This is a genomic window from Parafrankia sp. EUN1f (assembly GCF_000177675.1).
Classification (GTDB): domain Bacteria; phylum Actinomycetota; class Actinomycetes; order Frankiales; family Frankiaceae; genus Parafrankia.
In genome coordinates this window covers 20,863-41,773 of the sequence record NZ_ADGX01000063.1, presented here as the reverse complement: position 1 = coordinate 41,773, position 20,911 = coordinate 20,863, and the positions used below count along the sequence as shown (strand labels likewise).

Genomic DNA, 20,911 nt, shown 5'->3' with positions numbered 1-20,911 from the left:
CCGCCGCCAGGGGACGCCGCCGGCCGGGCATCGCCGCCAGACAGCGAGCCGACGCCGCCTCGCGCCGACCAGTCAGATCGTCCGCTGGATTCGCCTCCCGGTGTGGACTCGAGGGACGTCCTTCTCGAACCGCGCCTCAGGGTCGCCCGGCTGCACCCCAGCGGCGTCCTGTTGGATTTTCCGTTCCGACCGCCGCCCGGTTCCACCGTCTACGCGGCGACGTTCTGGCCGGAGTCGAGAGATCCCAGCGGCTGGACCCACCTGGAATGGTCCCGCCCACCACACGGCCGCGGGCTGCAGCTGCCCGAGGTCACCGACATCGGGGACGTCGTCGGTTTCCGTGCCGTCAGCCGACCCCAGCTCCCCCCGAGCAATCCCTACGCCGCCGGCAATCAGCGTCCTCTCGGCCCGACCGATGGCCATGTCCACGACTGGTGGGGCTACCTCCACGCCACCCAGGGCCACACCATCGTCGTGCACGGCCCGTACCCCACTGTTTCCGCCGCCTATACCGCCGCACAGGCAGCGCTGGCCGCGCAGGTCTGGCAGTCCAACATCGACAGTGGCGCTCGGGCCGGCGGCCGCGACGCCGGCCGTGCCCCGCCCGAGCGGGCCTGGCGGGAACCGGCGCAGCCACCGGCCACAGTGACCGTGACCTGGCACGGCGACACGGCGACCGTCGGTGACCCCCGGTTCGGGTGGCTCCACGTCGACGCCGACGGCCTCGCCGCCGCGCTCGCCCGGCCCGCCGCGGACCTCGCCCGCGACCTACGACCGCGGGTACGCGGCATCGACGGAACCGAGGCGCCGGTCACCCTCGCCGCCCTCGCCGCGCTCCACCTCGACGAGCTTCCCGACATCCGCGCCAGCCCGTCACCGCCAACCCCACCCACACCACCGACCGGCCCTGACCTGGACGGACCATGACACATCCCCGGCCTGACTGGGACATCACCGCCCTCGGCAACCCCACAGTCGTCCACATCCCCGACGCGGCCACCCGACCGGCCCCTGAGGCGCAGCAGGAACGACCTCTGATCGCGCTCGCAGGGCAGGCCCTGAACCGGCAGCTCTCCGCCGGCGCATCCGACTGCCAGCCGCAGCTGAGGGCGCTCGCCGTCGCCGGCGTCGTGGCCGTGCGGACCAGCAGGGAGATCTACGAACTCCGAGAGACGCTGAGCGGTTGGAGGCTGGTGCGCACCTGGGGCGAACCCGAACCCGCCGAACTCGCCGCCGCGGCCTGGATCCGCGCCCACCGCCTCGCCCACGAACGCCGTGACGCCCCGCCGACCTCCGGGCCCGCGCCTGGCGGCGGCCGTCCTGCATGACGTCGGGAGCCCTGATGGAACCTCTCACCCTTGACGAGATCCGGGCGCTTCCCCCGGTGATCGATCTCCCGACCGCCGCCCGAGCCTTCAAGATCGGACGGACTCTCGCCTACTCCCTCGCCCGCACGGGAGACTTTCCCTGCCCCGTCCAACGGTACGGACGCCTCTACCGCGTCCTCACCGTCGATGTCCGTGAAGCCCTCGGCCTCACCGACGACATCCCAGCCACCGATGCTGAGGCCGGCGGCAGTGGCGACGAATTCCACCGTCCAGCGCGAGCGCGGACGAAAACCTCGAAATGATCACTCGCTGGCGGCTGCGGTGCGATAACGGGGTGCGGGCCCCGGTGGTGTGGACGGAGGATGCCGAGGGCGCGGTCCCGTACACCAGCGGGCCCCGGTCGAAGACGAGCCTGAAACCGCCCGTGGCCAGCTCGCGGCCGGTTTCGTCGTCTCGCCGCCGCGCGCCTCGTCCGCTTTTCGCCCCTTGCCTTGGGCGGCAAACACGCGTCAGGCCGGCAAACGCCTTGCACACTGACAGCCTGACGGGCGGGTTTCAGGTTCCGGACGCTAGGTTGCATACTGCCGACGGCGTGCCGCGCGGGTGGTGGACGCCGAGGCGCCGAGAACCGGGGGAGTTCTGATGGCCGTTGACCTGAGCCTGAGCGCTGGCGCGACCATAAAGGTGCCGGCCCGGTCGGTGCGGCTGGAGCTGGACCGGCGCGGCGGGCCGGAGGTTGATGTCTGCGCGGTCCTGGTGGCCGGCAGCGGCAAGGTGCGTTCCGATGCGGACTTCGTCTTCTTCAACCAGCCCGTTCATCCGTCCGGGGCTGTCCGGGTCAGCGCCGGCTTGTTCACGGCGTCGCTGCCGGAGGTGGAACCCGACATCGAGACGATTGTGCTCGTCGGCTCGGTCGACACCGGAGCGTTCCCCGACATCGCTGAGCTGCGCCTCAACATCTCGATGGAGCCTGGTGACCTGGTCGCCGAGTTCGTGCCGAACCTGGCCCAGCCGGTGACGGCGATGGTGTTCGGTGAGTTCTACCGGCGCGGCGGCGAGTGGGAGTTCCGTGCGGTCGGGCGGGGCTGGGATAGCGGCCTGGCGGGCCTGGTCACCAGTTACGGCGTCCAGGTCGACGACGAACCCGACCTCGGGGCTGCGGGGACGAGTGGCGGGGCCGAGGAATCGGATTCGAAGCCGTCTCGCGCACTTGGGTTGCTCGACAGGGCGCTCGAACTCCAGGCCCCGTTAGCTGAACGCCACGTCGATCGCTTGCGTCGGAACAGGCCGGATGCGACGCCGCACCAGATCGTGGGTCGTTTGAACGCGGAGCTGCGCGCCGCGACCATCTCCGCGGGAGTCGGCGTTGGTGCTGCGGCGGCGGCACCGGGTGTGGGTACCGGGGTAGCGCTTGCCGCGTCGGGAGGTGAGGCGGTCGCGTTCCTCAACGCGACCGTCCTCTACATCCTGGCCCGGGCCGAAGCTCAGGGCATCAAGATCGACGACGTGGAGTGTCGTCGGACGCTGGTCATGGCCATCATGCTGGGTGACGCTGGCGCGAAGGGGATCGGCCAGGTGGCCGAGCGGACCGGCCAGCACTGGGCGCGACAGATCGTTCGGGGTATCCCGCAGGCGAAGATCAATGCGATCAACAGGGTGCTCGGTCCGCACTTCGTCACCAAGTACGGCGCCAAGAAAGGTGTCATCGTGCTCGGCAAGGTCGTGCCGTTCGGTATAGGTGCCGTGATCGGTGGTGCCGCCAACGGGCTGTTCAGCCAGGGCATCATCAAGGCTGCCGACCGCGCATTCGGAAACCCTTCACAGTCGTGGGAAGACTGACCGGTCGGCCGCGGTAGCGAGGCAGTGAATTGATTGGCCTATTTGGCTGTGGGGGTCCGCGCCGGATGTCCGGTCGGAACGGACCCCCACAGGTGACGTAGGCCCTCGCTGCTACCCGATGACGAGGGTCAGGAGGGGGTCCGGGTCGGAACGGCGTTCACCCCTTCCGGGTCCGGTGGCCGGAAGAGCAGCATGATGTCGACGTCTCCGAAGCACTCCACGAAGGATGTGCCAGGCGGGAAGTCGCTGAGTAGCGCAGCCAGCAGCTTGGCGTCCGCTCCTGGGCGCACGATCACCTGAAGATCACGGTTCTTGCCCTCGCGGAGGAGGATCCTCGGCTGGGTGCTCGGGTCGGGGGTCCGCCAGGGGGGCGGGTCGTCGGGTGGCAGACTAGTCATTTAGCCACGGCTCCTGTGTGTGCAGGGGGTGTGGTCAGGCCTCGGTTCGGGTGTTGGTAGCACCCGGCCGGGGCCGCTTTCGTCGTCGACGTTATGCCGGGTAATCCGGATGGTCAAGTTTGGGTTCGGGTCAATTTATTTACCCTCGGAGCGGTCGGGGTGGTCCTCCGGATGTGGTTTTGGATGCGGACCTAAAGCGCTGTTGCGCGGACGCCGGAACGTCTGTCGTGGAATCGATGCCACGCCAGAGCATCGATGAATGAAATCGAGCCTCGGTGAATGGTGAACTATTTTAAGGGAATCTATGCTGTTTGGGGTCCTTGGCTGCTCCTGATCTGTGCGATGTAGCGGCGTGCGGTGCCCTCGTGCAGGTCGATACGTGGGGCGAGGTCCTTGGCGAGGGCGTAGACCGACCGGGGGTCGTCGGCCGGTAGCCGGGCGATGAGCTGGCGGAGCTGGTACTTCTTGCTCCCCGGCCGGATCGGGATGACCGACGCGTCTGCATCCACGCCGGCGTCGGTGGAGGCGGCAGCGGCTGGTGGGGGGAGAGAGCCCGGCGCGGGGTCGGGTGCGTCGGTCTGCGCGTGGAGTCCGGCGCCCTCGGGCGCGTTCCCCGCGCGAGGGGCGGCGGCAGGTGTCGGCTGGGCCGCGCCGGTGATCGGTGTTTCCGGCGCGGATTCCGGCAGCGCGGAACCGGTCGGCGCGCCCTGCATGGCCGGGCCGCGCGCCCTGGCCGGGCCGATCGCGCCGACCGCGCCGCGGATCTGTGCCATGAGGAGTTCGTACGCGCCGATGAGCGCCGCGCTCGGCCACGCGGCGATGACGCGGGCTGGCAGGGTGGGTTGGGCGTGCATCACGTTGGCGGCGAGGCTCGCGGCCGAGGCGAGGGTGAGCAGCCCGTAGGCGAGCGCCGAGCGTTTGCGGCCGTCGCGGCTGTCCGCGAGCATCGTCATGGACGCGGCGATGATCAGGCCGTCGACGGCGAGCGGGATGATCGACGAGCTGACGTGGTCCTCTCCGTTGGCGAGGGCGACCGCGCGCATGTGCCGGTAGGAGACGATCGCGGCGATGCCGGCGACGGCGAGGACCGCGAGCACCGTGGCGATGCGGATCCACCGTTCGCCGTCACGCCAGAGGTTCGGCCGGGTAGGGGCCGAGCCGGCGGGGGTGGGATGACCGTTCGGGTGGTCTGGCGGGCGGTCCGCGCGGGATCCGCGTTGCCGAGGCTGTGATGCCGACTGGCCGCTGAGCGGGTCAGGGCCCGGCCCGGCTGGTGGCTGCGTGGGTTGGTCGGTCAGGGGCACGGGGGCCTACCAGGTGGCGAAGTCGCTGAGGGTGAGGGTGTGCTGGCCAGCCCAGGGGAGCCGGTCGGAGCGCAGAGCGAGGGCTGCTTCAAGGCTTTGTTCGACGACGGTCGTGACGGCCCAGTACGTGGCGCCGGCGAGGGTCTCGCTGATCGGCAGGTCCACGGGGATGCCGACGCTGTCGAGGATCTCGAGGAGGCGGGCGACGGTGAGGCCGTCCTCGCTGGGGCTGGAGATGTCGACGACGATCGAGGCCGCCTCCGGGTAGGCGACCGTGACGGCATAGGCAGCGTGCTGGCAGTGGACCGTCGCGAGCCAGGTCGCGGCCTGGCGCCGGGTTTCGACGGCACCGTCGACGGCGATCTGGGCGGCGAGCCGCTCCTGCGGGTCGGGCACGACGGCCAGGGACGCCGGGCTGACCGGGATCTGGCCCGCCATGGGCGGACTCTCGGGCTGCTCGGCGCTCGGTCCGAAGGTGACGCGGGGCAGGCCTTCCGGGCTCGCGGGAGCGGCATCGTCGAGGTAGCCCTCGAGGACGGCCAGGAGGACGCGGACGCTGTGGCCGGTGAGCTGGATGGACGCGGCGGCGCCGTCGGGCATGCTGATCGAAAGCTGCACGGTCGGGTCCGTCGTGGGTGATCCGGTCGACGGTCGCACGCCGAGAGTGGTGTTGTCCTGGCTGGTGAGCCGGACTTCCGGGGTGCGGGGCACGGGCGCTCCTTCGATGCGGTTCAGGGCGGAGGGCGGTCGGCCGGCGGTGGGGCCGGCGAGCGCTCCTACCTATAAGGCGGCTCGCACGCGTCCGGATGGTCCGTCACCAGCGCTCACCACACCCGAGTCGCATTCGATGACGAGGGGTAATCATCTAGCGAATTGTGGGTGTGTTGAGAAAGTTGGTGGTGGGCTCTTCTCCTTCACGGATGCCCTGTGGTAGCAAGGATGTGCCGGCACGAAACCGCATCTCGCCTATCGATCAGTCCTGACGGATCAATACTTCCGCCTCCGAGTTCTCTCGCTCATGTCCTACGCCCTTCCCTTTCATGATGCTGTTGCCACCTGTGCGACCTGCTGCCTTGCAGTGTCGCCGCGGGTGCCGAGTTCCGGAGCTGTATTCCGGAGGTAACGATGCCTTTCGCGAGCCCCTACCCCCGACTCGCAACCAGGTCCCCTTTCTCTGTCCTCGTCTGCCTTCTCCTCGTGTTCGCCGCCGGCTGCGGCGGATCCGACCCTGCGACCGGCCGTGATCCAGACCCGCCGGGACCGACCCTGCCTGCCCGTCGCGTCGACCCCTCCGCGAGCCCCGACCCGGCCTTGAGTTCCGACCAGGTCTCGGCGGTGCGGGCGGAAGTCGCTGCGGCGCATGAGAAGTACTTCACCTCGTTTCTCTCCGCGCTGGCCGATCCCCAGGATCACGCGAGGGCGGACGCCCTGCTCGCGAGCTACACGCTCACGGCCAAGCCGCGCGCCGACGTCGTCCAGTGGCTGGCCTACCTCGCCGAACGTGCCTTCGCCGGCCGGCGGGGCCCGGGAACGTACTACGTGATCGAGAAGATCACGGTGCCACCCGGGAGCGTCGATATCGCCGTGGCCACGGTGTGCGGGTACGACGACGGTGTCCTCTTTGACGCGCGGCAGCGTGCACCCGACGGCTCGGAGATCATCGTCAATGATGTGCTGCTGAGCGAGCGTACCGATTTCACCTGGGTGCGTCGTGACGGGTGGCAGATCGACAGTGTCAGGACGACGGACACCTGGAAAGGACGTAACGGGTGTCCGCCGCGCGAACCCTCGTGACGGCCGGTGCCGCCCTGTTTTTCCTCCTGCATTCTGCTGACGTGGCCGAGGCGGCGCAGCTGGGGTGGGGAAATGGGCGGGGGCCGGTATCCGGATTTGCGGGTACGGATGAGATCGACCGGGCGATTGTCAGCGCCGTAGAAGGGACGGCCGCGAGCGTGGGCGGCGCGCCGGCGGGTTCCTCGTCCGCCCCGGCGGACTGTCACTGGGTCACCAGCTACCAGGCGGTCGAGGAGACGCGCAGGCTCCGACCGGAGTCGATCACGCTCGTCGGTGTGGAACGGGTGGAGGGTGACGGCACACGGTCCCGCTTGTACGCCCGGGTCTGCGCCGGGCAGATCGCCCAGTGGCGGTGGGTTCACGTGTCGGACCACGGCGCCGCCGCGGCCGAGCTCGCGCAGGAGGTCCGCAGGCGGCTCCCCGCCCCGTGGGGCCGTTTCTCCCCGGACCTCATCACGACGTCCGCTGTCGTGCACGTCCCGCTCTGGTTCGCCGTTCCCGGCGGCCAGTGGTCGCCCGTCGACGCGTCGGCGCGGACACCGGAGGTGACGCTGACCGTGACCGCGACACCGGTGGCGCTGCGGTTCGAGCCGGGGGACGGTGCCCGGTCGGTGACCTGCCCCGGGCCGGGTGAGGTCTACGCACCCGGCGCGCCCGAGCCGGAGCATCCGCCCGCCTGCTCCTACACCTACACGGACGCGTCGTCGATCGCGCCCGGCGGGGTCTGGTCGGCGCGGCTCCTCATCGACTGGGAGGTCACTTGGGCGGCCAGCGACGGCCAGACCGGAACGCTCCCCCCGATGGCGACCGTGGCCGCGGTGCCGGTCGTCGTGCGTGAGATCCAGGCGATCGAAAGGGCGCGATGATGACGACGGGCTTCTCACCCGCGGGCGTGGACGTCGACCAGGGCCAGGACGAGTGGACACCGCACGACCCGGAGGTCGCGTCGCCGTTCGCCGGGCTGCGGCGGCGCTGGGGTGGCGCGGCGGCGGCGCTGCTGCTGATGCTGGTCGGCGCGGCCGGCGCGGTCTGGCTCGCCTCCGATGACAGCGGGCGCAGCATCGAGGTCGTCACACTGACCCGTCCACTGGCCCGCGGCACCGAGGTGACGCCGTCGGACCTGGCGGTGGTGCGGGTCGATGTCGAGGGCAGCGGTGTCCGTCTCACCGCGCCGGCGGCGGCGCGAGGAGAGCTGGTGGGGCGCCAGGCGCTCATCGACCTTCCGGCGGGCACGCTGATCAGCCCGGAGATGGTCGGCTCCGTCGCCCTTCCCACCGGCACGGTGACCCTCGGCGTCACCGTCAGCGCGCAGGACCTGCCGTCCGCGGCCATGCGTCCCGGCGAGCAGGTGAGTGTCCTCGGCTACCCGCTCGCGGCAGGCGGGCCGCAGCTGCTCGCCCGTGGCGTGACGGTCACCGAGGTTCAGCGGCCCCAGACGGCAGGGCAGCCCGGGCAGACCGTCGTCTACCTGCAGCTTCCCGAGCAGGCGGCGATGGACGTGGCGGCAGCGGCGACGTTGGACCAGGGTGTTCGCCTCCTGGGCTCGGCTCCCGCCGCGGCGGGGAATGAGAGCAGGGACGGCGGATGAACGCACCGGCATCCGCGGTCGAGGGACGGACAGAGGGACGGACATGGGTCCCTCCGACCCCGTCCGCGTCCGGGGCGCTGGGTCCGTTCCTGCAGCCCGCCAGGTTCTCCGACGTCGAGGTGAACGGGGGCGTCAACATGGTGCTGACCGAGCGGACGTCAGGTAATCGGTTGGAGATGTCGTCGCCGTTCGCGACGGACGATGCCGCGTTCGCGTGGGTCGCCGAGCATGCGGCGTCCGCCGGGCGACGGTTCGACGAGAGCAGCCCGAGTGTGCGGTTCCGCCTACCGAACGGCGTGCGGGTGCACGCCGTGTCGCGGGTCACGAGCCTCACGCACATCGACTGCCGGCTGTTCCTCCCCGGGCTCGACACCCTGAACGGCCTCGCGCGCACGGGCATGTTCGGCCCGGACATCGGCGCCCTGCTGGCCGCGGTGGCACGGCTGACCAGCCCCTTCGGGTTGATCATCTCGGGTGGGACCGGTACGGGGAAGACCACGCTGCTGCGGGCCTGGGCCAACGCGCACCCGCAACGGCTGGTCCTCGACCGGGTGGTGACCGTCGAGGACGAGCAGGAACTGTTCCTGCGCCGGGACCGGTTCCGCAACCTCGTCGAGTTCGAGACCCGGGAATCCAACGTCGACGGCCGAGGCGAGTACCCGATGGAGCGCTACCTCACGGAGAACCTGCGCCGTCAGACCCCGAGCCGGGTCCTGCTCGGCGAGCTCCGCCCGGACGGCGGTGTGCTGCCGCTGCTCCTCGCGGTCGGCCAGGGCATCGCCCAGGGCGTCGCCACCACCATTCACGCGCCGAGCGCCGCCGACGTCGTCACACGGCTACGCACCTACGCGGCGTTCGGGTCCCGGCAGATTCCGGAAGCAGCCGTCCTCGACACGATCGCCTCCACCATCGACCTCGTGGTGCACGTCGAGAACGTCGGCGGCCAGCGGATGGTCACGGCGGTCCGCGAGATCGGCGAGCATCGCGACGGGCTGGTCACCTCCGCGGCTCTGTGGCGGTGGCAGTCGCGCACGCGCCGCGCGACCCGTACCGACGTCGACCTGTCCGACACGCTGGCCGGGAAGCTGCAGCGCGCGGGGATCGACCCGGCGCGGTTCGACACGCGCCGCACGGCGCGGGCGGCGCGATGAGCACCGCGCCGCGCCTGGCCTCCCTGGCGCTGTTCGGCGCGACCGCGGGCCTCGGCTGCTGGCTGCTGGTCGCCCTTCTCCGCGCCGGCACCGGCAGGCGCCCCGACGATGGGCGGGCGCCGGCGTCGCCGTCTGCCGCGCGTCGCAGGGCGACATCCGGGGCCGTCGTGCCGATCGGGGTCGGTGGCGTCCTCGGCCTGGCGGCCGGGGTTGTGGTCGGGGTCCCGGTACTCACCATGCTGGGCGGCGGGGTGGGATGGCTCGTCGCCGAGGCACGGCGAGGCCCCAGCGTGGACGAGCAGAACGAGCTCGGCGACGCGATCGCGTCCTGGTGCGAGACCCTGCGCCAGGAGCTCGACGCGGGCCAACCGTTGAAGACCGCCGTCGCGGTGTCCTGCGCCGCGTCGCCACCGGCCCTGACCGATCCCCTGCGACGCCTGCGGGCGCGGCTGGACCGGCAGGCGCTCCCCGCAGCGCTGGCAGGGTTCCGCCAGGATGTCGCCCATCCGGCGGTCGGAGCGATCGTCACCGCGCTGGTGCTGACCTACCAGCACGGCGCCGGCGAGCTGGCCATGCTGATGGCCGACCAGGTCGAGGTGACACGGCACCGCGTCGCGGTCCTGCGGGACACCCACGCCGCCCGCGCCCGCCACCGCCGGGCGATGACGCTGCTGCTGGCGCTGTTCGCGCTGTCCACCCTCGGTGTTCTCGTCGTCTGGCCGGCGATGCTCGGCCCGTACCGGACAGCACCGGGGCAGGCCATCCTCGTCGTGATCGTCGGCGTTGTCGGCTACGCGGTGCGGACGCTGCTGCGACTGTCCCGCCCCGACGAGACGCCCGACTTCTTCGGCGGCGCGCGGTGAACCCGCTGGTCGGCGCCCTGGCGGTGGCACCGGCGCTGTGCGGCGCGGCGTTCGGCGCGGGAATCTACCTGCTCGGACGCAACATCCGCCGAACCCGTGAGGCCGTCGCCGTCCGCGACGACCCGTCCGAGGACCGTCTTCCGCCACGCTCGCACCGGGTGTACCGGCTCGCCGCCGGCCTGGACTCGGTGATGGAACACGTCTTGGGGCGATCGAGGTCTCGGCGACTGCTGCTGACCGACGAGCTGGCGATCCTCGGCCGGGATCCCGCACTGCACACCGCGACACGGATGCTGCGTCTGCTGGTCGCCAGCACCGCGGCGACCGTCCTGGTCGTGGCGCTCACCGCTGCCGGCGTCGACCTCCCGGGCCTGCTGCTGCCCGCGGCCTGCCTCCTCTGCGGAATCCTCGGCTTCCTGTCGGCGGACCTGCCCGTCCACCGCCGGGTAGCCGCCCGACGGCGCGAGGTACGCGCGGCCGTCGCCGCCTACCTGGACCTGGTGCGGATCCTGCTGGTCGGCGGCGCACCGCTGTACTCCGCGTTGCGCACGGCGGCCAACGCCGGGGAGGGCTGGGCGTTCGGCGCCATCTCCTCCTCACTGGACTGGGCGCGTTCCCACGGGCTCCCACCCGATGCCGGCCTCGCGCTGCTCGCCGCCCAGGTCCCGCTGGCGGAGTTCACCGATCTGCGACTGACCGTGGGATCGGCCCTGCGAGGCGCCTCGCCGGTGATCGCGCTGCGCAGCAAGGCAGTGCATCTGCGCGCGGCGGAGGCCGCACAGGTCCGCCTCGAGACCTCCACCGCCGACGCCGCGATGGAACTGCCGGCCGCCGTGGTCGCGCTGGCGTTCGTCGCCTTCCTGACCTACCCGCTCCTGGCGGTCCTGATGAGCGTGGACACGCCCCTGTGACGCCTGTATGCGCGCGGATGCTCCATCCGCCGCGCGCCGAACCGACAACCGGGAAGACGAGAAACAGAAGGGACTGAACGACATGCACCGACTCGGTGTGCTCCTGACCCTGGCGCACCTGTACTGCGCGAAATCCTGGACGGCCCTCGAACAGCGCGCCGCCGGACGAGGCAGCGACCGTGGCAACGCACTTGTCACCGCGGTCATCACCGTCGGCCTCGTCATGATCGCCGTGGTTGTGATCGCGATCGTGCGGGCAAAAGCGACCGAGGTCGCGAACAACATCTGCACCGCCGCCGATCCGACGACCTGCCAGCAATGATCGCCTACCCCGACCCCCCAACCGACCTCCCCACCCCTCCAACAGCCACCCGCGTCGACCCCGATGCCGCGGTGGCGGTATGCCGTGATGTCACCGCCGAGGACCGACCGCGACGCCCAGCTGGCCGCAGCCGTCCCGACCGCTGTGACCGGGGGAGCAGCCCCGTCGAACTGGCCGTGATCATGGTCGGCGTCGTCACCCTTCTCGGCCTGGTGCTGGCGATGGGGATGCGATGGCTGGCCGCGCAGGCGGCACTGGCCGCCGCCCAGCGGGCACTCGAGATCGCCCAGGCACCGGACGGCCTGGCCACCGATGCCGCCGCGACCGCGGACCGCCTCGCACGCTCCAGCAAAGCGGTCACCGATGTCACGACGACCACGAGCATCTCGACAGGCCCGCCGGGTGATCCTGCGACGGTGACAGTGACGGTGTCCGTCACGACGGTGCTGGGAACCACCGTCTCCCGATCGGCATCCGGCCCGGCGCTCAACTTCATGCCCCAGCGCGGTCCACACCAGGAAGCGGACGGGGCTGTGGCGTCCACCGGCCAGGGGCAGGCGTTCGCTGGAGCCGCACCATGATCCGCCATGTCCGCCCCGGGCACCCACCGCGACGTCCACCACGCGTCGGTCGGCAGCGGTCAGCGGACGTCGACCGCGGCTCCTTCGCGGTCGAGTTCGCGGTCGGCTGGACCGTCCTCCTGCTGGCGCTCGTGGTGCTCGCTGTCGCGTTCACCGTGCCGTACGCCCGCGCGACCGTCCGCCACGCGGCGCGCGAAAGCGCCCGTGCCGCCGCGCTGGCGCTGCCCCAGGACGCCTACTACGCCGCGGATGCCACAGCACAGCGCCTGCTCGCCGGCGGCGTCTGCGAGGAGGACAGCGTTCTGGTCTTCACCGACCTGTCCGACTACGGGCCCGGCGGAACGGTCACCGTCACCATCGACTGCCGCGTTCGCCTCCTCATCGGAGCGCCCCGCTTCGTCACCGCGACCAGCGAGGAGATTATCGATCGCTACCGCGGTGGCATCCCGGGTCGCCGTGACCCCGCGCGACCACGACCGGCATGAGCCTGTCCTGGCGACACCGTCAGGCCGCGGCGCCTCGCTCGTGGCCACGACCGACGGCCCGACCAGCACGCGGCGCGGCGCGATCCGGTGGGGACGCGAGCGCCGGGTCGGTCAGCGTCATGTTCGTGGTGCTGTTCGCGGGCGTGCTCGTCCTCGCGGGCCTGCTCGTGGACGCCAGCCGAGTTCTCGCGGCGAACGCCGACGCCTCCGACCTCGCCGCGAAAGCCGCCCGAGCCGGCGCGCAGGAAATCGACCTGGCGAGCCTGCGCACCGGCGCCGGCGCCGGGAACGGCACCGTAGGCAGCGCCGACCGTGGCCCTGGTGCCGGCGCGGGTGGCGTGAGCGGGGTCGTTCTTGACCGGGCAGCGGCCGAAGCCGCCGCACGCGACTACCTCGACCGGCACGGCATCGACGGAACGGCCGCGGCCACCAGCACCACCATCACCGTCACTGTCAGCCTCCACATCCCCTACACCCTGCTCGCCCTCTCCGGCACAGCCGGGGAGACCGTCGTCCAGACCCGCTCGGCAGTCGCCACCCGCAGCCCCTAGCCATCCGGTCGGAGCACCGCCATGACCCAGCCCACCCTCCGTCCCGCGCGCCAACCGCTGGCCGAGACCCCTCCATCTGGTGGCGCGGAGATCCTGCGCAGCATCGCCGCCCTCGCCGGCCTGGTGTTGTTCCTCGTCGCGGTGCCGACCTTCCTCGCCGTGTGGCGTGGCTACCCTCTGCCCACCAGCTGGGACCCCGCACGCTGGTGGACGCTGACCCAACGCGGCTACGTGCACCCGGACGTGTTCCCCAACGCGCTGGCAGTGGCAGCCTGGCTGGTCTGGGCGTGGCTCGCGCTCGGCATCGTCCTGGAGATCCTGTCGCTCGGCGCGCGCCGGTACTCGGGCCGCGCCGAGCAGCCGGGGGCGCGAACGGCCACGCGCCACGGCGCGGTCTCAGCGCGCGGCGCGGACAGCATCCCGCGCCGTGGCCTCCGTGCCCCGGCGCCGAGCGCGGTTCGGCGCGCGACCGCGCGGTGGGTTGCTCTCGCGTCCATCGTGCTGGGCCTGGCGTTCTCGCGTCCCGTGGCCGCATCCGCCCTGCCTGCGGGGGCCGGACCGGCAGTACCGGTGACGGCCACCGACAGCAGCTTCCAGGACGACGGCGTCGCGTCGGTCGCGCACGGTAGATTCTCGCCGGCGTCGAACTTCCAGCCGTCGGCTCAGGCCGGCGCCCATTCCCACCCTGGGCCCAGCGTCCTTCCGTACTGGCTCGCCAGCGCCGGACTTCTCACCGCGGCCGCCGCCGTGACCATCGACGCACGTCGACGACGCCGTGACATCGCGGCCGGGCCACGCGGCGTCCCGCCTGCCCCCGAGCCGGCCGCCGCGGCCTTGCACACCGCGGTCCTGGCACACGCGGACATCGGTCGCCTCAGCCGGCTCGACCAGGCGATGCACGCCCTCGCCGCCGCACACGTTGCCGGCGCTGAGCGAGCAGAAATCGGAACGAGTCGCGGCGCAGTCCGGCACATGCACATGTCCGGAGCCGGGCCCGTGCCGCTTGTGGTCCTCGTCCGGCCCGACGGCACGATCGACGTTCGCCTTCGTGACCCCGTCCCTGATCCGCCCGTGCCCTGGGTGGCCGATGCCGGTGGCAAGGGCTGGCTTCTGCGACCAGAGTCCCGGCTCCCGATGGTGAACGACCTGGTGCCGCCGTGCCCGCTGCTCGTGCAACTCGGCACCCAACCCGACGGCGGCGAGGTCCACGTCGATCTGGAAGCCCTCGGCGTTCTCGCTCTCGATCCCGGCGCGACCGGAGCCGCCGGCCTGCGCTCCCTCGCCCGTGCGATCCTCGCCACCCTCGCCCTGTCACCCCTGGCCGTCGCGCCGAACATCGTGACGATCGGCTTCGACCCGCTCGGCCTCCTCAAGGACGACCGGGTGGAGACCGCCGCAGACCTCCCGGAGGTCGTACGCACGGTCCTGTCCGCGGTCACGTCGATCGGCAACGACCTCGACCGGGCCGGCCAGCGCTCCACCTTCGCCGCACGCGCCCACGCCACGACGGAGAACTGGGATCCGACCGCCGCGCTCGTTCTCCCCACCGCGGGCGACACGGATATACGCACCGTCGCCTCACTCGCTCATCTGATTGGTACCGGTGGACGGGGTCTCGCGCTGATCACCCAGGCGCACCACGCCATCGACCCGCCCTGGTCGCTGACGTTCGACGGACTCGGACCCGACAACCAGCCACGATGGTGCCTCGACCCACTCGGCATCACGATCACACCGGTCGGGATGGCGGCTGAGGAACTCCATGACCTCATCCATCTCCTCGACGACATCGACCAGCCCGCCACTCCGCCGCCGGCCACCGGCCCCGACGCGGCTGGCGCGCCCGCCGTGCACCCCGAGCCTTCCGCCCGCTCCGCTCCCTTTGTCGAACCCGACTGGTCGGTCATGATCAGGCTGCTCGGCCCCTTCGACGCCGTCGGGCGCGATGGCCGCCGCCCACCGCATGACCTCGCCCGCGAACGGACCCTGGAGGTCCTGGCCTGGCTCGCCACCCATCGCGGACGAACCCGCACCGATCTCGAATCCGCGCTCTGGCCCGCCGGCGCCCAGGTCCGCTCCATCAACAACCAACTCGGCCGGGCCCGCTCACTGCTCGTCTCCCTCGCGGGCGAACAGGCCCGCCAGTGGCTGCCCACCCGCCGAACGACCATCACCCTCAACCCCGCCGTCACCACCGACCTCGACCTGCTCCACGCCCGCCTCGAACACGCTCAGAGACAGCAGGCCGACCCTGACAGCGCCATCCGCACCCTCGCCGACGGCCTGGAACTCGTCCGCGGAACACCCGCCCGCGCGCCCTGGCTCGAAGCCGAACTCGGCTCGGTTCTGACCACCACGGTCATCCGCGCCGCCCTCCTGCTCGCAGACCTCCACCTCGACCGCGGCGACACAGATGCGGTCCTCAACGTCACCCAACGCGGGCTCGCGGTGCTACCCACCCACCCCGGCCTCTTCGCTCTGCGGCTGCGCGCCTACGCCCGAGCCGGCGACCGCGCGGCCCTGCGCGCCGAATACCAGGCGTACCTTCGCGCCGAGCACGCCGACCCCTTCTGGGACGGCGACACCGACCGCGACCTCGAGATCCTCTGGCAGCACCTCACCCGAGGCACATAGGCGCAGGAATGCCAGAGCAGTATGCCAGGCGAACCACAGTGCGTACGAAAGGCACGCTACAGATCGAGGTCCGACGCAGTGTCTGGAAACGGCGATGCGGATACGTCGAACACAGGTCCGCCATACCTCTCTGTAATCTTCCAGGCGTCAGGATTTGTGTAGCCAGGTGATCCGATAATCCTGCGCGTAGAGATCGTCACGAGAATTTCGCCGGGAACCCGACTGATGCCGCCGGCGGCGCGGGCGGCCTCTAGATATTCTAGAGTTTTCCAGGCGGTTCCCCGCATCGGCACGGCGTCGATCGCGTCGATAAAAAATGTGAGTCCGTCTCGACCCGATGGTCCATCGGGTCGCACTTCATAAACGAAGCCGCCCGGCCGTAGATGAGTTCGGAGCACCGTTGCCTCGTCGACCAGCGGATCGTCGATGCTGCGAAGGCGTGCACCACGTGGCCATCGCGCGGGATGACCTTCCCGATGACATATCGGATGCTGCGGAACACAGCTATTACTGCCCGAAGGACACGTCGGGTGGATCTCCGGAGGGCAGCGGGCCGGATCTTACGGGTCTGTGAGCAGATCGATCACATCACGCGATCAGAACTTTCCGGCCTCCGGTCGGACCTTGGCCCTCGCCTCTGTCCGCACCGCCGAACGTATTACGGGTCCAACGAGCCCACCAGGCCGAACGCATGATTTCCCACGAGAACCCAGGCCAAGTAACGCCAGCGGTGAGTTCGTCCCAGCCGGGACCAGGAGCACGCCCGACGAACAAGCCAGCTCGTGACCAGGCCCACCGACCCCGGCCGAGCAGGCCGGACCCCCGACGACCTCCTCGGCCGCCGCGACTGGGACCTGTTCTCCGACGCGAACACACCTCGTGCTCAGCGGGACCTTGCCCAGGCGCGAGCTCCGTGGACGGGCCGGCGCCCTCGGCGCGTCGGCGCTGAAGCACGGCATGACCGGACCCTCGGCCTCGAACGAGATCAGACCCTGTGGCCCGACCACACGCTGCCAGAGCCTCTGCCTCGCCGCGAGCAGCACCATCGAGCATCCGAGATCATCAACGACCTCCGCCAACTACCGCGACCGCCCTCACCACTCCCCGAAGTGCGGCGCCCCGTGCTCCTCGCCGCACTCACCGAGGTTGCGGCGCGCGCTCACAACCAGCCGGCCCGCGACCAGCTCACTGCCCTCCGGCGGATCGCTACCCAGCATCGCCTCGACGCCAACCAGCTCGCCAAACTCGCCGCTGACGTCGGCACTCTCATCGGCCGGGCCGGTTACCCCGCGCGCAGCCGCCCCGGCCGCCGACCCACCAACGGCAAACCCAGCCTGAACGCACTACGTGGGGCGAACCTCCCGCCCGCCCTCGACACCCACCTCGCGCGGACCCACCTGCGGTGGGCCAGCGCCACCTCCGACCCGGACCTGCCCCGCCTGTGGATCCTCGCCAACGGACTCACCCACGGCGCCCCCGCCCGCACCATGTTGACCGTGCCCGCCACGGTCCACGAACCCGCCGCGCGCCTGAGGCCCAGCCGCGACGACCTGATCGGCTGGTACGCCGCCCGAGACGCAGTCGGCGAACTCGACGCCGCCGTGCGCACCGCCAGGGAAGGCCGCCAGTGGCTCACCGCCTCCAGGCTGGGACGCGGCCAGCGTGACGACGTGCTGCTCGGACTCGGCATTCTGGACATCACCCACCCCGGCCTGGCCTCCGCTCTCGCGATCCGTGGCCCCGGGACGGTACGCATGGCCGAGCTACGCCACCATGCCGAAAGACTCCCTCTCCCGACGCACATCCTCGACCTCAGCGACGTCGCCCTGAAAGCCGTCTGCGACCGCAACGGCTGGCTCCTCGGAACCCCCGACGAACGCCAAGCCCGCGAAATCGTCGAACGCGGTCTACCCGACGCACTCACCGACCGCGTCCGTGCCCAGCTCGCCGACGGCGACCTCACCGCACTCGCCCGCGCCGTCGCCGACGTGGCACCCACCGACCAGGATCTCGACAGGCGCCACTGGCGGTGGGATCCCGCCGCCAGCGACGCCGTCCAGGTCCGCCAACTCCTCGGCGAAGCCTCCCGCGAAGCCCACGCGCGCTTCGCTGACTGGCACATCGAACCCCGCCCTACCCGCGCAGCCGCCCTTCTCGCCCGCTTCCCCGAACGCACTGTCCGCGCCGTCGCCCTGACCGTCGCCGAGCTCGCCGCGCCGGTCCAGAACCAGACAACCCAGAGGCGTGAAATCGACGATCTGCATCATGATCTACGCCCAGCGCCGCCATGGCTGACAGACAGTGATCTGCCGATTCCCGACCTCACGCCTTGGTCGAGCCTTGACCTGTAGCGACGGGTCTCCTGACGTGCGCGCGGCCGGCCGGGACCGGTCGATGTGGCCGTGGCGTGTGCCTGCGGGCGAGGCTGGACCCCCGTGGCACCGGCAGCGGCCACATCCCGAGGTCATGACCACGTTGACACACGTCCCCCTGCCTACCATCAGGCGCAACCTGCTGCGCCTGATGGCCCCGAGGGAGTGTCTGACACTACCGGCTCTGCCGCACATCCGGCGGTGACAGAGAGTTAGCCGTCTGCGGATGGACATGGCTACCGTGTAACTCCCGCTGTAACGTCACCGTCACGGCTCATGCCGCCTACGTGACAGACGAGGTGCACGGCCAGGACCGTGACCGGCCACCGGGGGGATACGGAGATACGGGAGCGTATGCTCCAGCAGGTACTGGCACGCCTGGAACGATTCGGTGCCGAGCAGGACCCGGCTGTGGTGCTGGCCCCCGAAGCCCTTGTCGAGCTGGACGCACTGCTGGAGATGGCGCCCGACCCGGCCGCAGACCTGCAGGTCGCTTATGCCGCAGGATTGCTGCGCTGGGTTCGTTTCCTGGTCCTGGACGACGGAGATGACCAGCAGGAGCTCGACGCCGCCTTGGCCTTGTTCGCCCCGCTGTACCAGGTCAACCCTGGAGCGGTTCCCGACCCTGTACGCGCCCTGTTCGAGCAGAGCCGTCCCGACGTCTCTGACCCGGCCCAGGCTGCGGTGGCCCAGGCTGTCGCCCTTCTCCATGAGACCTTGCGCACCGGCGACCCCGCCACGCTGAACACTGCGATCGGCCTGTTCCTGCAGGCGGTCACCGCCACCCCCACCAACCACCCCAACCGCGCCGGCTACCTGTCCAACCTCGGCACCGCCCTCGACCCGGTTCGGGCGGGCGGGGGAGCTGGCTGACCTGGCCGCCGCCATCGACGCCGGCCAGGACGCGGTCGCCGCCGCCCCCATCAACCATCCCGATCGCGCGACGTACCTGTCCGGCCTCGGCAACGCTCTGCAGGCTCGGTTTGGGTGGACGGGGGAGCTGGTCGACCTGACCGCCGCCGTGTCTGTCGAAATCGAAGCCAGTTCCGAAACAGTTGAATCCTGTCGATAGTTGATCAATGGCGGCGCCCGCGACGCCGGCCACTATGCCGCGACGGGTCATCAATTGGGTTGTCGAAGCCTGCGCGGCTGTCTCAAGACCCGCGCGATTTACAGTGAGGTGACCGCTTCGCCGCAGGCCTCACGTTGATGGCGAGGATGAGGGCAGAGGGTAGCTGTGCGTTGAGGGCCGGCGGGTCGGGTGCCTCGTCTGTGGTCTCCCTGGTGGGGTGATGGTCGGGTGTCGGAGTGGCGGTGAAACCGGCACGACGTGGCCAGCTCCCGTCTCGTGGAGGCGAGAGCGTCGATGGCCGGCGAACCGGTTGCGCAGCGATGCTCTGTGTGATGGTCGGCGTTTCCCTGATGGCTGCCACGGTGGCTGCAGCGAGGGCTTGGGTGATGCCATGCCTTCCGAATCTGTCCGTTATGACAGCGATTGGGCCTCAAGCTTCGCCCGCGCCGCCGCCGGGTCCCGCCGTGCCGGGACCCGGAGAAAGCGACCGAACGGAATCCCAGCCCGGGAACGGCGTAGGGCTCGCAGCGACCACTAAGCAGTCCGCGCCCGCGACGTTGAGCGCCTTGACAGAAAGTCCCGTCCGGGTGATTCTTCCGGACACCCCGCCCGTCATCACGTCAGACATCGCGTGGGTCCTGCTTCGCATCATTTATGCGGCGCAGGCGGACGGACACTCTGCGGAGGCCGTCCGGTCACGGGGCATGCCACCCGGCAGCTCATCGACCTGATCAGTTTGCGATCGACCATAGCCGAGAGGCAGCTTTCATGATCCGATTCGCCTTCTACGGCCGTGTGTCCACCGAGGACCAGCAAGACCCGGAAGCCTCCCGCGGCTGGCAACTCGCCCGCGCTCGTGCCCTCATCGAGGGGCACGGACAGATCACCACGGACTACTTTGACGTCGGCCAGTCCCGCTCCCTGCCCTGGAAACGCCGCCCCCAGGCCACGCTTCTACTCCAGGACCTCGCTCGCCCCGACCGTGGCTTCGACGCAGTGGTGATCGGCGAGCCCCATCGGGCCTTCTACGGCAATCAGTACGGCCTGACTATGCCCGTCTTCGAGCACTACAGGGTCGCCATGTGGGTTCCCGAGATCGGTGGACCCATCGACCCCAGCTCCGAAGCCCACGATCTGATCATGTCCGTGTTCGGGGGCATGTCAAAGGGTGAACGGAACCGTATCAAGGTTCGAGTGCGGTCGGCGATGCAGGCTCAGGCCAAGGTCGAGGGGCGCTATCTCGGCGGCCGGCCCCCTTACGGCTACCGGCTCGCCGACGCCGGCCCTCACCCCAACCCCGCGAAGGCGGCCGACGGCAGAAGACTCCACGCGCTCGAAAAGGACCCAGTCACCGCACCCGTCGTCGAACGTATCTTCAAGTGGTACCTGAACGGGATGGGAATCTTCCTCATCGCCCAGACGCTGACCGGCGAGGGCATTCCCTCTCCCTCGACCTACGACCGGACCCGCAACAAGCACCGAACTGGCATCGCCTGGTCGAAGAGCGCGGTCCAGGCCATCCTCGCCAACCCGCGCTACACGGGCCGACAGGTCTGGAACAAGCAACGCAAGGCCGAAACTCTCCTCGACGTCGAAGACGTCGCTCTCGGTTACGAAACCAAGCTCAAATGGAATGAACGCGACCAATGGGTCTGGTCCGATCGCCCCGCCCACCCGGCGATCATCGACGAGGCGACGTTCGTCGCTGTGCAGGAGCG

The 20,911-nt window shown here is 70.5% G+C and carries 20 protein-coding genes and 1 pseudogene; 18 read left to right on the top strand and 3 right to left on the bottom strand.

Annotated elements, in window-relative coordinates; genetic code table 11:
• The first annotated feature begins 102 nt into the window (after nucleotides 1-102).
• From FREUN1FDRAFT_RS19685 to FREUN1FDRAFT_RS46530, 4 genes are all read left to right on the top strand, one after another.
• Nucleotides 103-927 carry a hypothetical protein gene (locus FREUN1FDRAFT_RS19685; protein WP_157475052.1) on the top strand — a complete coding sequence of 275 codons (825 nt, stop codon included), beginning with the start codon at nucleotides 103-105 and terminating at the stop codon, nucleotides 925-927.
• Entirely contained in the window at nucleotides 924-1,328 is a 405-nt protein-coding gene (locus FREUN1FDRAFT_RS19680) for a hypothetical protein (RefSeq protein WP_006541904.1), read from the top strand. Before FREUN1FDRAFT_RS19685 ends, FREUN1FDRAFT_RS19680 begins: the two co-directional genes overlap by 4 nt.
• Before the next feature lie 14 nt (nucleotides 1,329-1,342).
• Nucleotides 1,343-1,630, top strand: a complete 288-nt coding sequence (locus FREUN1FDRAFT_RS19675) for a hypothetical protein (RefSeq protein ID WP_006541903.1) — start codon at nucleotides 1,343-1,345, stop codon at nucleotides 1,628-1,630.
• Nucleotides 1,631-1,970: 340 nt separating this feature from the next.
• The gene (locus tag FREUN1FDRAFT_RS46530) at nucleotides 1,971-3,167 is read left to right on the top strand and encodes a TerD family protein (protein WP_006541902.1); all 1,197 of its coding nucleotides are present in this window, start codon (nucleotides 1,971-1,973) and stop codon (nucleotides 3,165-3,167) included.
• A 128-nt stretch (nucleotides 3,168-3,295) separates the two neighbouring features.
• Here FREUN1FDRAFT_RS46530 and FREUN1FDRAFT_RS44010 read toward each other — a convergent pair whose 3' ends face one another.
• The 3 genes from FREUN1FDRAFT_RS44010 to FREUN1FDRAFT_RS19655 form a co-directional block, all read right to left on the bottom strand.
• The gene (locus tag FREUN1FDRAFT_RS44010; protein ID WP_006541901.1) at nucleotides 3,296-3,565 is read right to left on the bottom strand and encodes a hypothetical protein; all 270 of its coding nucleotides are present in this window, start codon (nucleotides 3,563-3,565) and stop codon (nucleotides 3,296-3,298) included.
• Between the two features lie 302 nt (nucleotides 3,566-3,867).
• Nucleotides 3,868-4,869: a DUF2637 domain-containing protein gene (locus FREUN1FDRAFT_RS39960; protein ID WP_006541900.1), complete on the bottom strand. Its 1,002-nt coding sequence runs from the start codon at nucleotides 4,867-4,869 to the stop codon at nucleotides 3,868-3,870.
• Between the two features lie 6 nt (nucleotides 4,870-4,875).
• Complete coding sequence (locus FREUN1FDRAFT_RS19655; protein WP_006541899.1) at nucleotides 4,876-5,580, bottom strand: hypothetical protein; 705 nt, start codon at nucleotides 5,578-5,580, stop codon at nucleotides 4,876-4,878.
• Nucleotides 5,581-6,204: 624 nt separating this feature from the next.
• Between FREUN1FDRAFT_RS19655 and FREUN1FDRAFT_RS19650 the strand changes: the two genes are divergently transcribed.
• The 14 genes and pseudogenes from FREUN1FDRAFT_RS19650 to FREUN1FDRAFT_RS46525 form a co-directional block, all read left to right on the top strand.
• Complete coding sequence (locus FREUN1FDRAFT_RS19650) at nucleotides 6,205-6,663, top strand: hypothetical protein (RefSeq protein ID WP_157475050.1); 459 nt, start codon at nucleotides 6,205-6,207, stop codon at nucleotides 6,661-6,663.
• Nucleotides 6,639-7,529, top strand: coding sequence for a hypothetical protein (locus tag FREUN1FDRAFT_RS19645; RefSeq protein WP_006541897.1), 891 nt, complete (start codon nucleotides 6,639-6,641; stop codon nucleotides 7,527-7,529). Before FREUN1FDRAFT_RS19650 ends, FREUN1FDRAFT_RS19645 begins: the two co-directional genes overlap by 25 nt.
• Nucleotides 7,529-8,251 carry an SAF domain-containing protein gene (locus tag FREUN1FDRAFT_RS39955; RefSeq protein ID WP_157475048.1) on the top strand — a complete coding sequence of 241 codons (723 nt, stop codon included), beginning with the start codon at nucleotides 7,529-7,531 and terminating at the stop codon, nucleotides 8,249-8,251. Before FREUN1FDRAFT_RS19645 ends, FREUN1FDRAFT_RS39955 begins: the two co-directional genes overlap by 1 nt.
• The gene (locus FREUN1FDRAFT_RS39950) at nucleotides 8,248-9,402 is read left to right on the top strand and encodes an ATPase, T2SS/T4P/T4SS family (RefSeq protein WP_006541895.1); all 1,155 of its coding nucleotides are present in this window, start codon (nucleotides 8,248-8,250) and stop codon (nucleotides 9,400-9,402) included. The genes FREUN1FDRAFT_RS39955 and FREUN1FDRAFT_RS39950 overlap by 4 nt, the downstream gene beginning before the upstream one ends.
• Entirely contained in the window at nucleotides 9,399-10,265 is an 867-nt protein-coding gene (locus FREUN1FDRAFT_RS19630; protein WP_006541894.1) for a hypothetical protein, read from the top strand. Before FREUN1FDRAFT_RS39950 ends, FREUN1FDRAFT_RS19630 begins: the two co-directional genes overlap by 4 nt.
• On the top strand, nucleotides 10,262-11,176 hold the full coding sequence (locus FREUN1FDRAFT_RS19625) for a type II secretion system F family protein (RefSeq protein WP_006541893.1): 915 nt from the start codon (nucleotides 10,262-10,264) through the stop codon (nucleotides 11,174-11,176). Before FREUN1FDRAFT_RS19630 ends, FREUN1FDRAFT_RS19625 begins: the two co-directional genes overlap by 4 nt.
• An 82-nt stretch (nucleotides 11,177-11,258) precedes the next feature.
• On the top strand, nucleotides 11,259-11,498 hold the full coding sequence (locus FREUN1FDRAFT_RS19620) for a hypothetical protein (protein ID WP_050795940.1): 240 nt from the start codon (nucleotides 11,259-11,261) through the stop codon (nucleotides 11,496-11,498).
• Nucleotides 11,495-12,079, top strand: a complete 585-nt coding sequence (locus FREUN1FDRAFT_RS19615) for a hypothetical protein (RefSeq protein WP_006541891.1) — start codon at nucleotides 11,495-11,497, stop codon at nucleotides 12,077-12,079. The genes FREUN1FDRAFT_RS19620 and FREUN1FDRAFT_RS19615 overlap by 4 nt, the downstream gene beginning before the upstream one ends.
• Nucleotides 12,076-12,564 (top strand): TadE/TadG family type IV pilus assembly protein, encoded by a 489-nt coding sequence (locus FREUN1FDRAFT_RS19610; RefSeq protein WP_006541890.1) that lies wholly within the window; start codon nucleotides 12,076-12,078, stop codon nucleotides 12,562-12,564. Before FREUN1FDRAFT_RS19615 ends, FREUN1FDRAFT_RS19610 begins: the two co-directional genes overlap by 4 nt.
• Nucleotides 12,561-13,115, top strand: coding sequence for a pilus assembly protein TadG-related protein (locus FREUN1FDRAFT_RS19605; RefSeq protein ID WP_157475046.1), 555 nt, complete (start codon nucleotides 12,561-12,563; stop codon nucleotides 13,113-13,115). The genes FREUN1FDRAFT_RS19610 and FREUN1FDRAFT_RS19605 overlap by 4 nt, the downstream gene beginning before the upstream one ends.
• 21 nt (nucleotides 13,116-13,136) lie before the next feature.
• Nucleotides 13,137-15,749 carry a bacterial transcriptional activator domain-containing protein gene (locus FREUN1FDRAFT_RS19600; RefSeq protein WP_006541888.1) on the top strand — a complete coding sequence of 871 codons (2,613 nt, stop codon included), beginning with the start codon at nucleotides 13,137-13,139 and terminating at the stop codon, nucleotides 15,747-15,749.
• 782 nt (nucleotides 15,750-16,531) lie between these two features.
• Nucleotides 16,532-18,100, top strand: coding sequence for a hypothetical protein (locus tag FREUN1FDRAFT_RS19595; RefSeq protein ID WP_035952417.1), 1,569 nt, complete (start codon nucleotides 16,532-16,534; stop codon nucleotides 18,098-18,100).
• 375 nt (nucleotides 18,101-18,475) lie between these two features.
• Complete coding sequence (locus FREUN1FDRAFT_RS19590; protein WP_006541886.1) at nucleotides 18,476-18,994, top strand: hypothetical protein; 519 nt, start codon at nucleotides 18,476-18,478, stop codon at nucleotides 18,992-18,994.
• 853 nt (nucleotides 18,995-19,847) lie between these two features.
• Nucleotides 19,848-20,855: pseudogene (locus FREUN1FDRAFT_RS46525) on the top strand (recombinase family protein); the annotation flags it as partial.
• Between the last annotated feature and the right edge of the window lie 56 nt (nucleotides 20,856-20,911).

Coding starts and splice junctions, on each gene's coding strand:
- FREUN1FDRAFT_RS19680 (WP_006541904.1), top strand. CDS start 924: ATGACACATCCCCGGCCTGACTGGGACATCACCGCCCTCGGCAACCCC.
- FREUN1FDRAFT_RS19675 (WP_006541903.1), top strand. CDS start 1,343: ATGGAACCTCTCACCCTTGACGAGATCCGGGCGCTTCCCCCGGTGATC.
- FREUN1FDRAFT_RS46530 (WP_006541902.1), top strand. CDS start 1,971: ATGGCCGTTGACCTGAGCCTGAGCGCTGGCGCGACCATAAAGGTGCCG.
- FREUN1FDRAFT_RS44010 (WP_006541901.1), bottom strand. CDS start 3,565: ATGACTAGTCTGCCACCCGACGACCCGCCCCCCTGGCGGACCCCCGAC.
- FREUN1FDRAFT_RS39955 (WP_157475048.1), top strand. CDS start 7,529: ATGACGACGGGCTTCTCACCCGCGGGCGTGGACGTCGACCAGGGCCAG.
- FREUN1FDRAFT_RS39950 (WP_006541895.1), top strand. CDS start 8,248: ATGAACGCACCGGCATCCGCGGTCGAGGGACGGACAGAGGGACGGACA.
- FREUN1FDRAFT_RS19630 (WP_006541894.1), top strand. CDS start 9,399: ATGAGCACCGCGCCGCGCCTGGCCTCCCTGGCGCTGTTCGGCGCGACC.
- FREUN1FDRAFT_RS19620 (WP_050795940.1), top strand. CDS start 11,259: ATGCACCGACTCGGTGTGCTCCTGACCCTGGCGCACCTGTACTGCGCG.
- FREUN1FDRAFT_RS19615 (WP_006541891.1), top strand. CDS start 11,495: ATGATCGCCTACCCCGACCCCCCAACCGACCTCCCCACCCCTCCAACA.
- FREUN1FDRAFT_RS19610 (WP_006541890.1), top strand. CDS start 12,076: ATGATCCGCCATGTCCGCCCCGGGCACCCACCGCGACGTCCACCACGC.
- FREUN1FDRAFT_RS19605 (WP_157475046.1), top strand. CDS start 12,561: ATGAGCCTGTCCTGGCGACACCGTCAGGCCGCGGCGCCTCGCTCGTGG.
- FREUN1FDRAFT_RS19600 (WP_006541888.1), top strand. CDS start 13,137: ATGACCCAGCCCACCCTCCGTCCCGCGCGCCAACCGCTGGCCGAGACC.
- FREUN1FDRAFT_RS19590 (WP_006541886.1), top strand. CDS start 18,476: ATGCTCCAGCAGGTACTGGCACGCCTGGAACGATTCGGTGCCGAGCAG.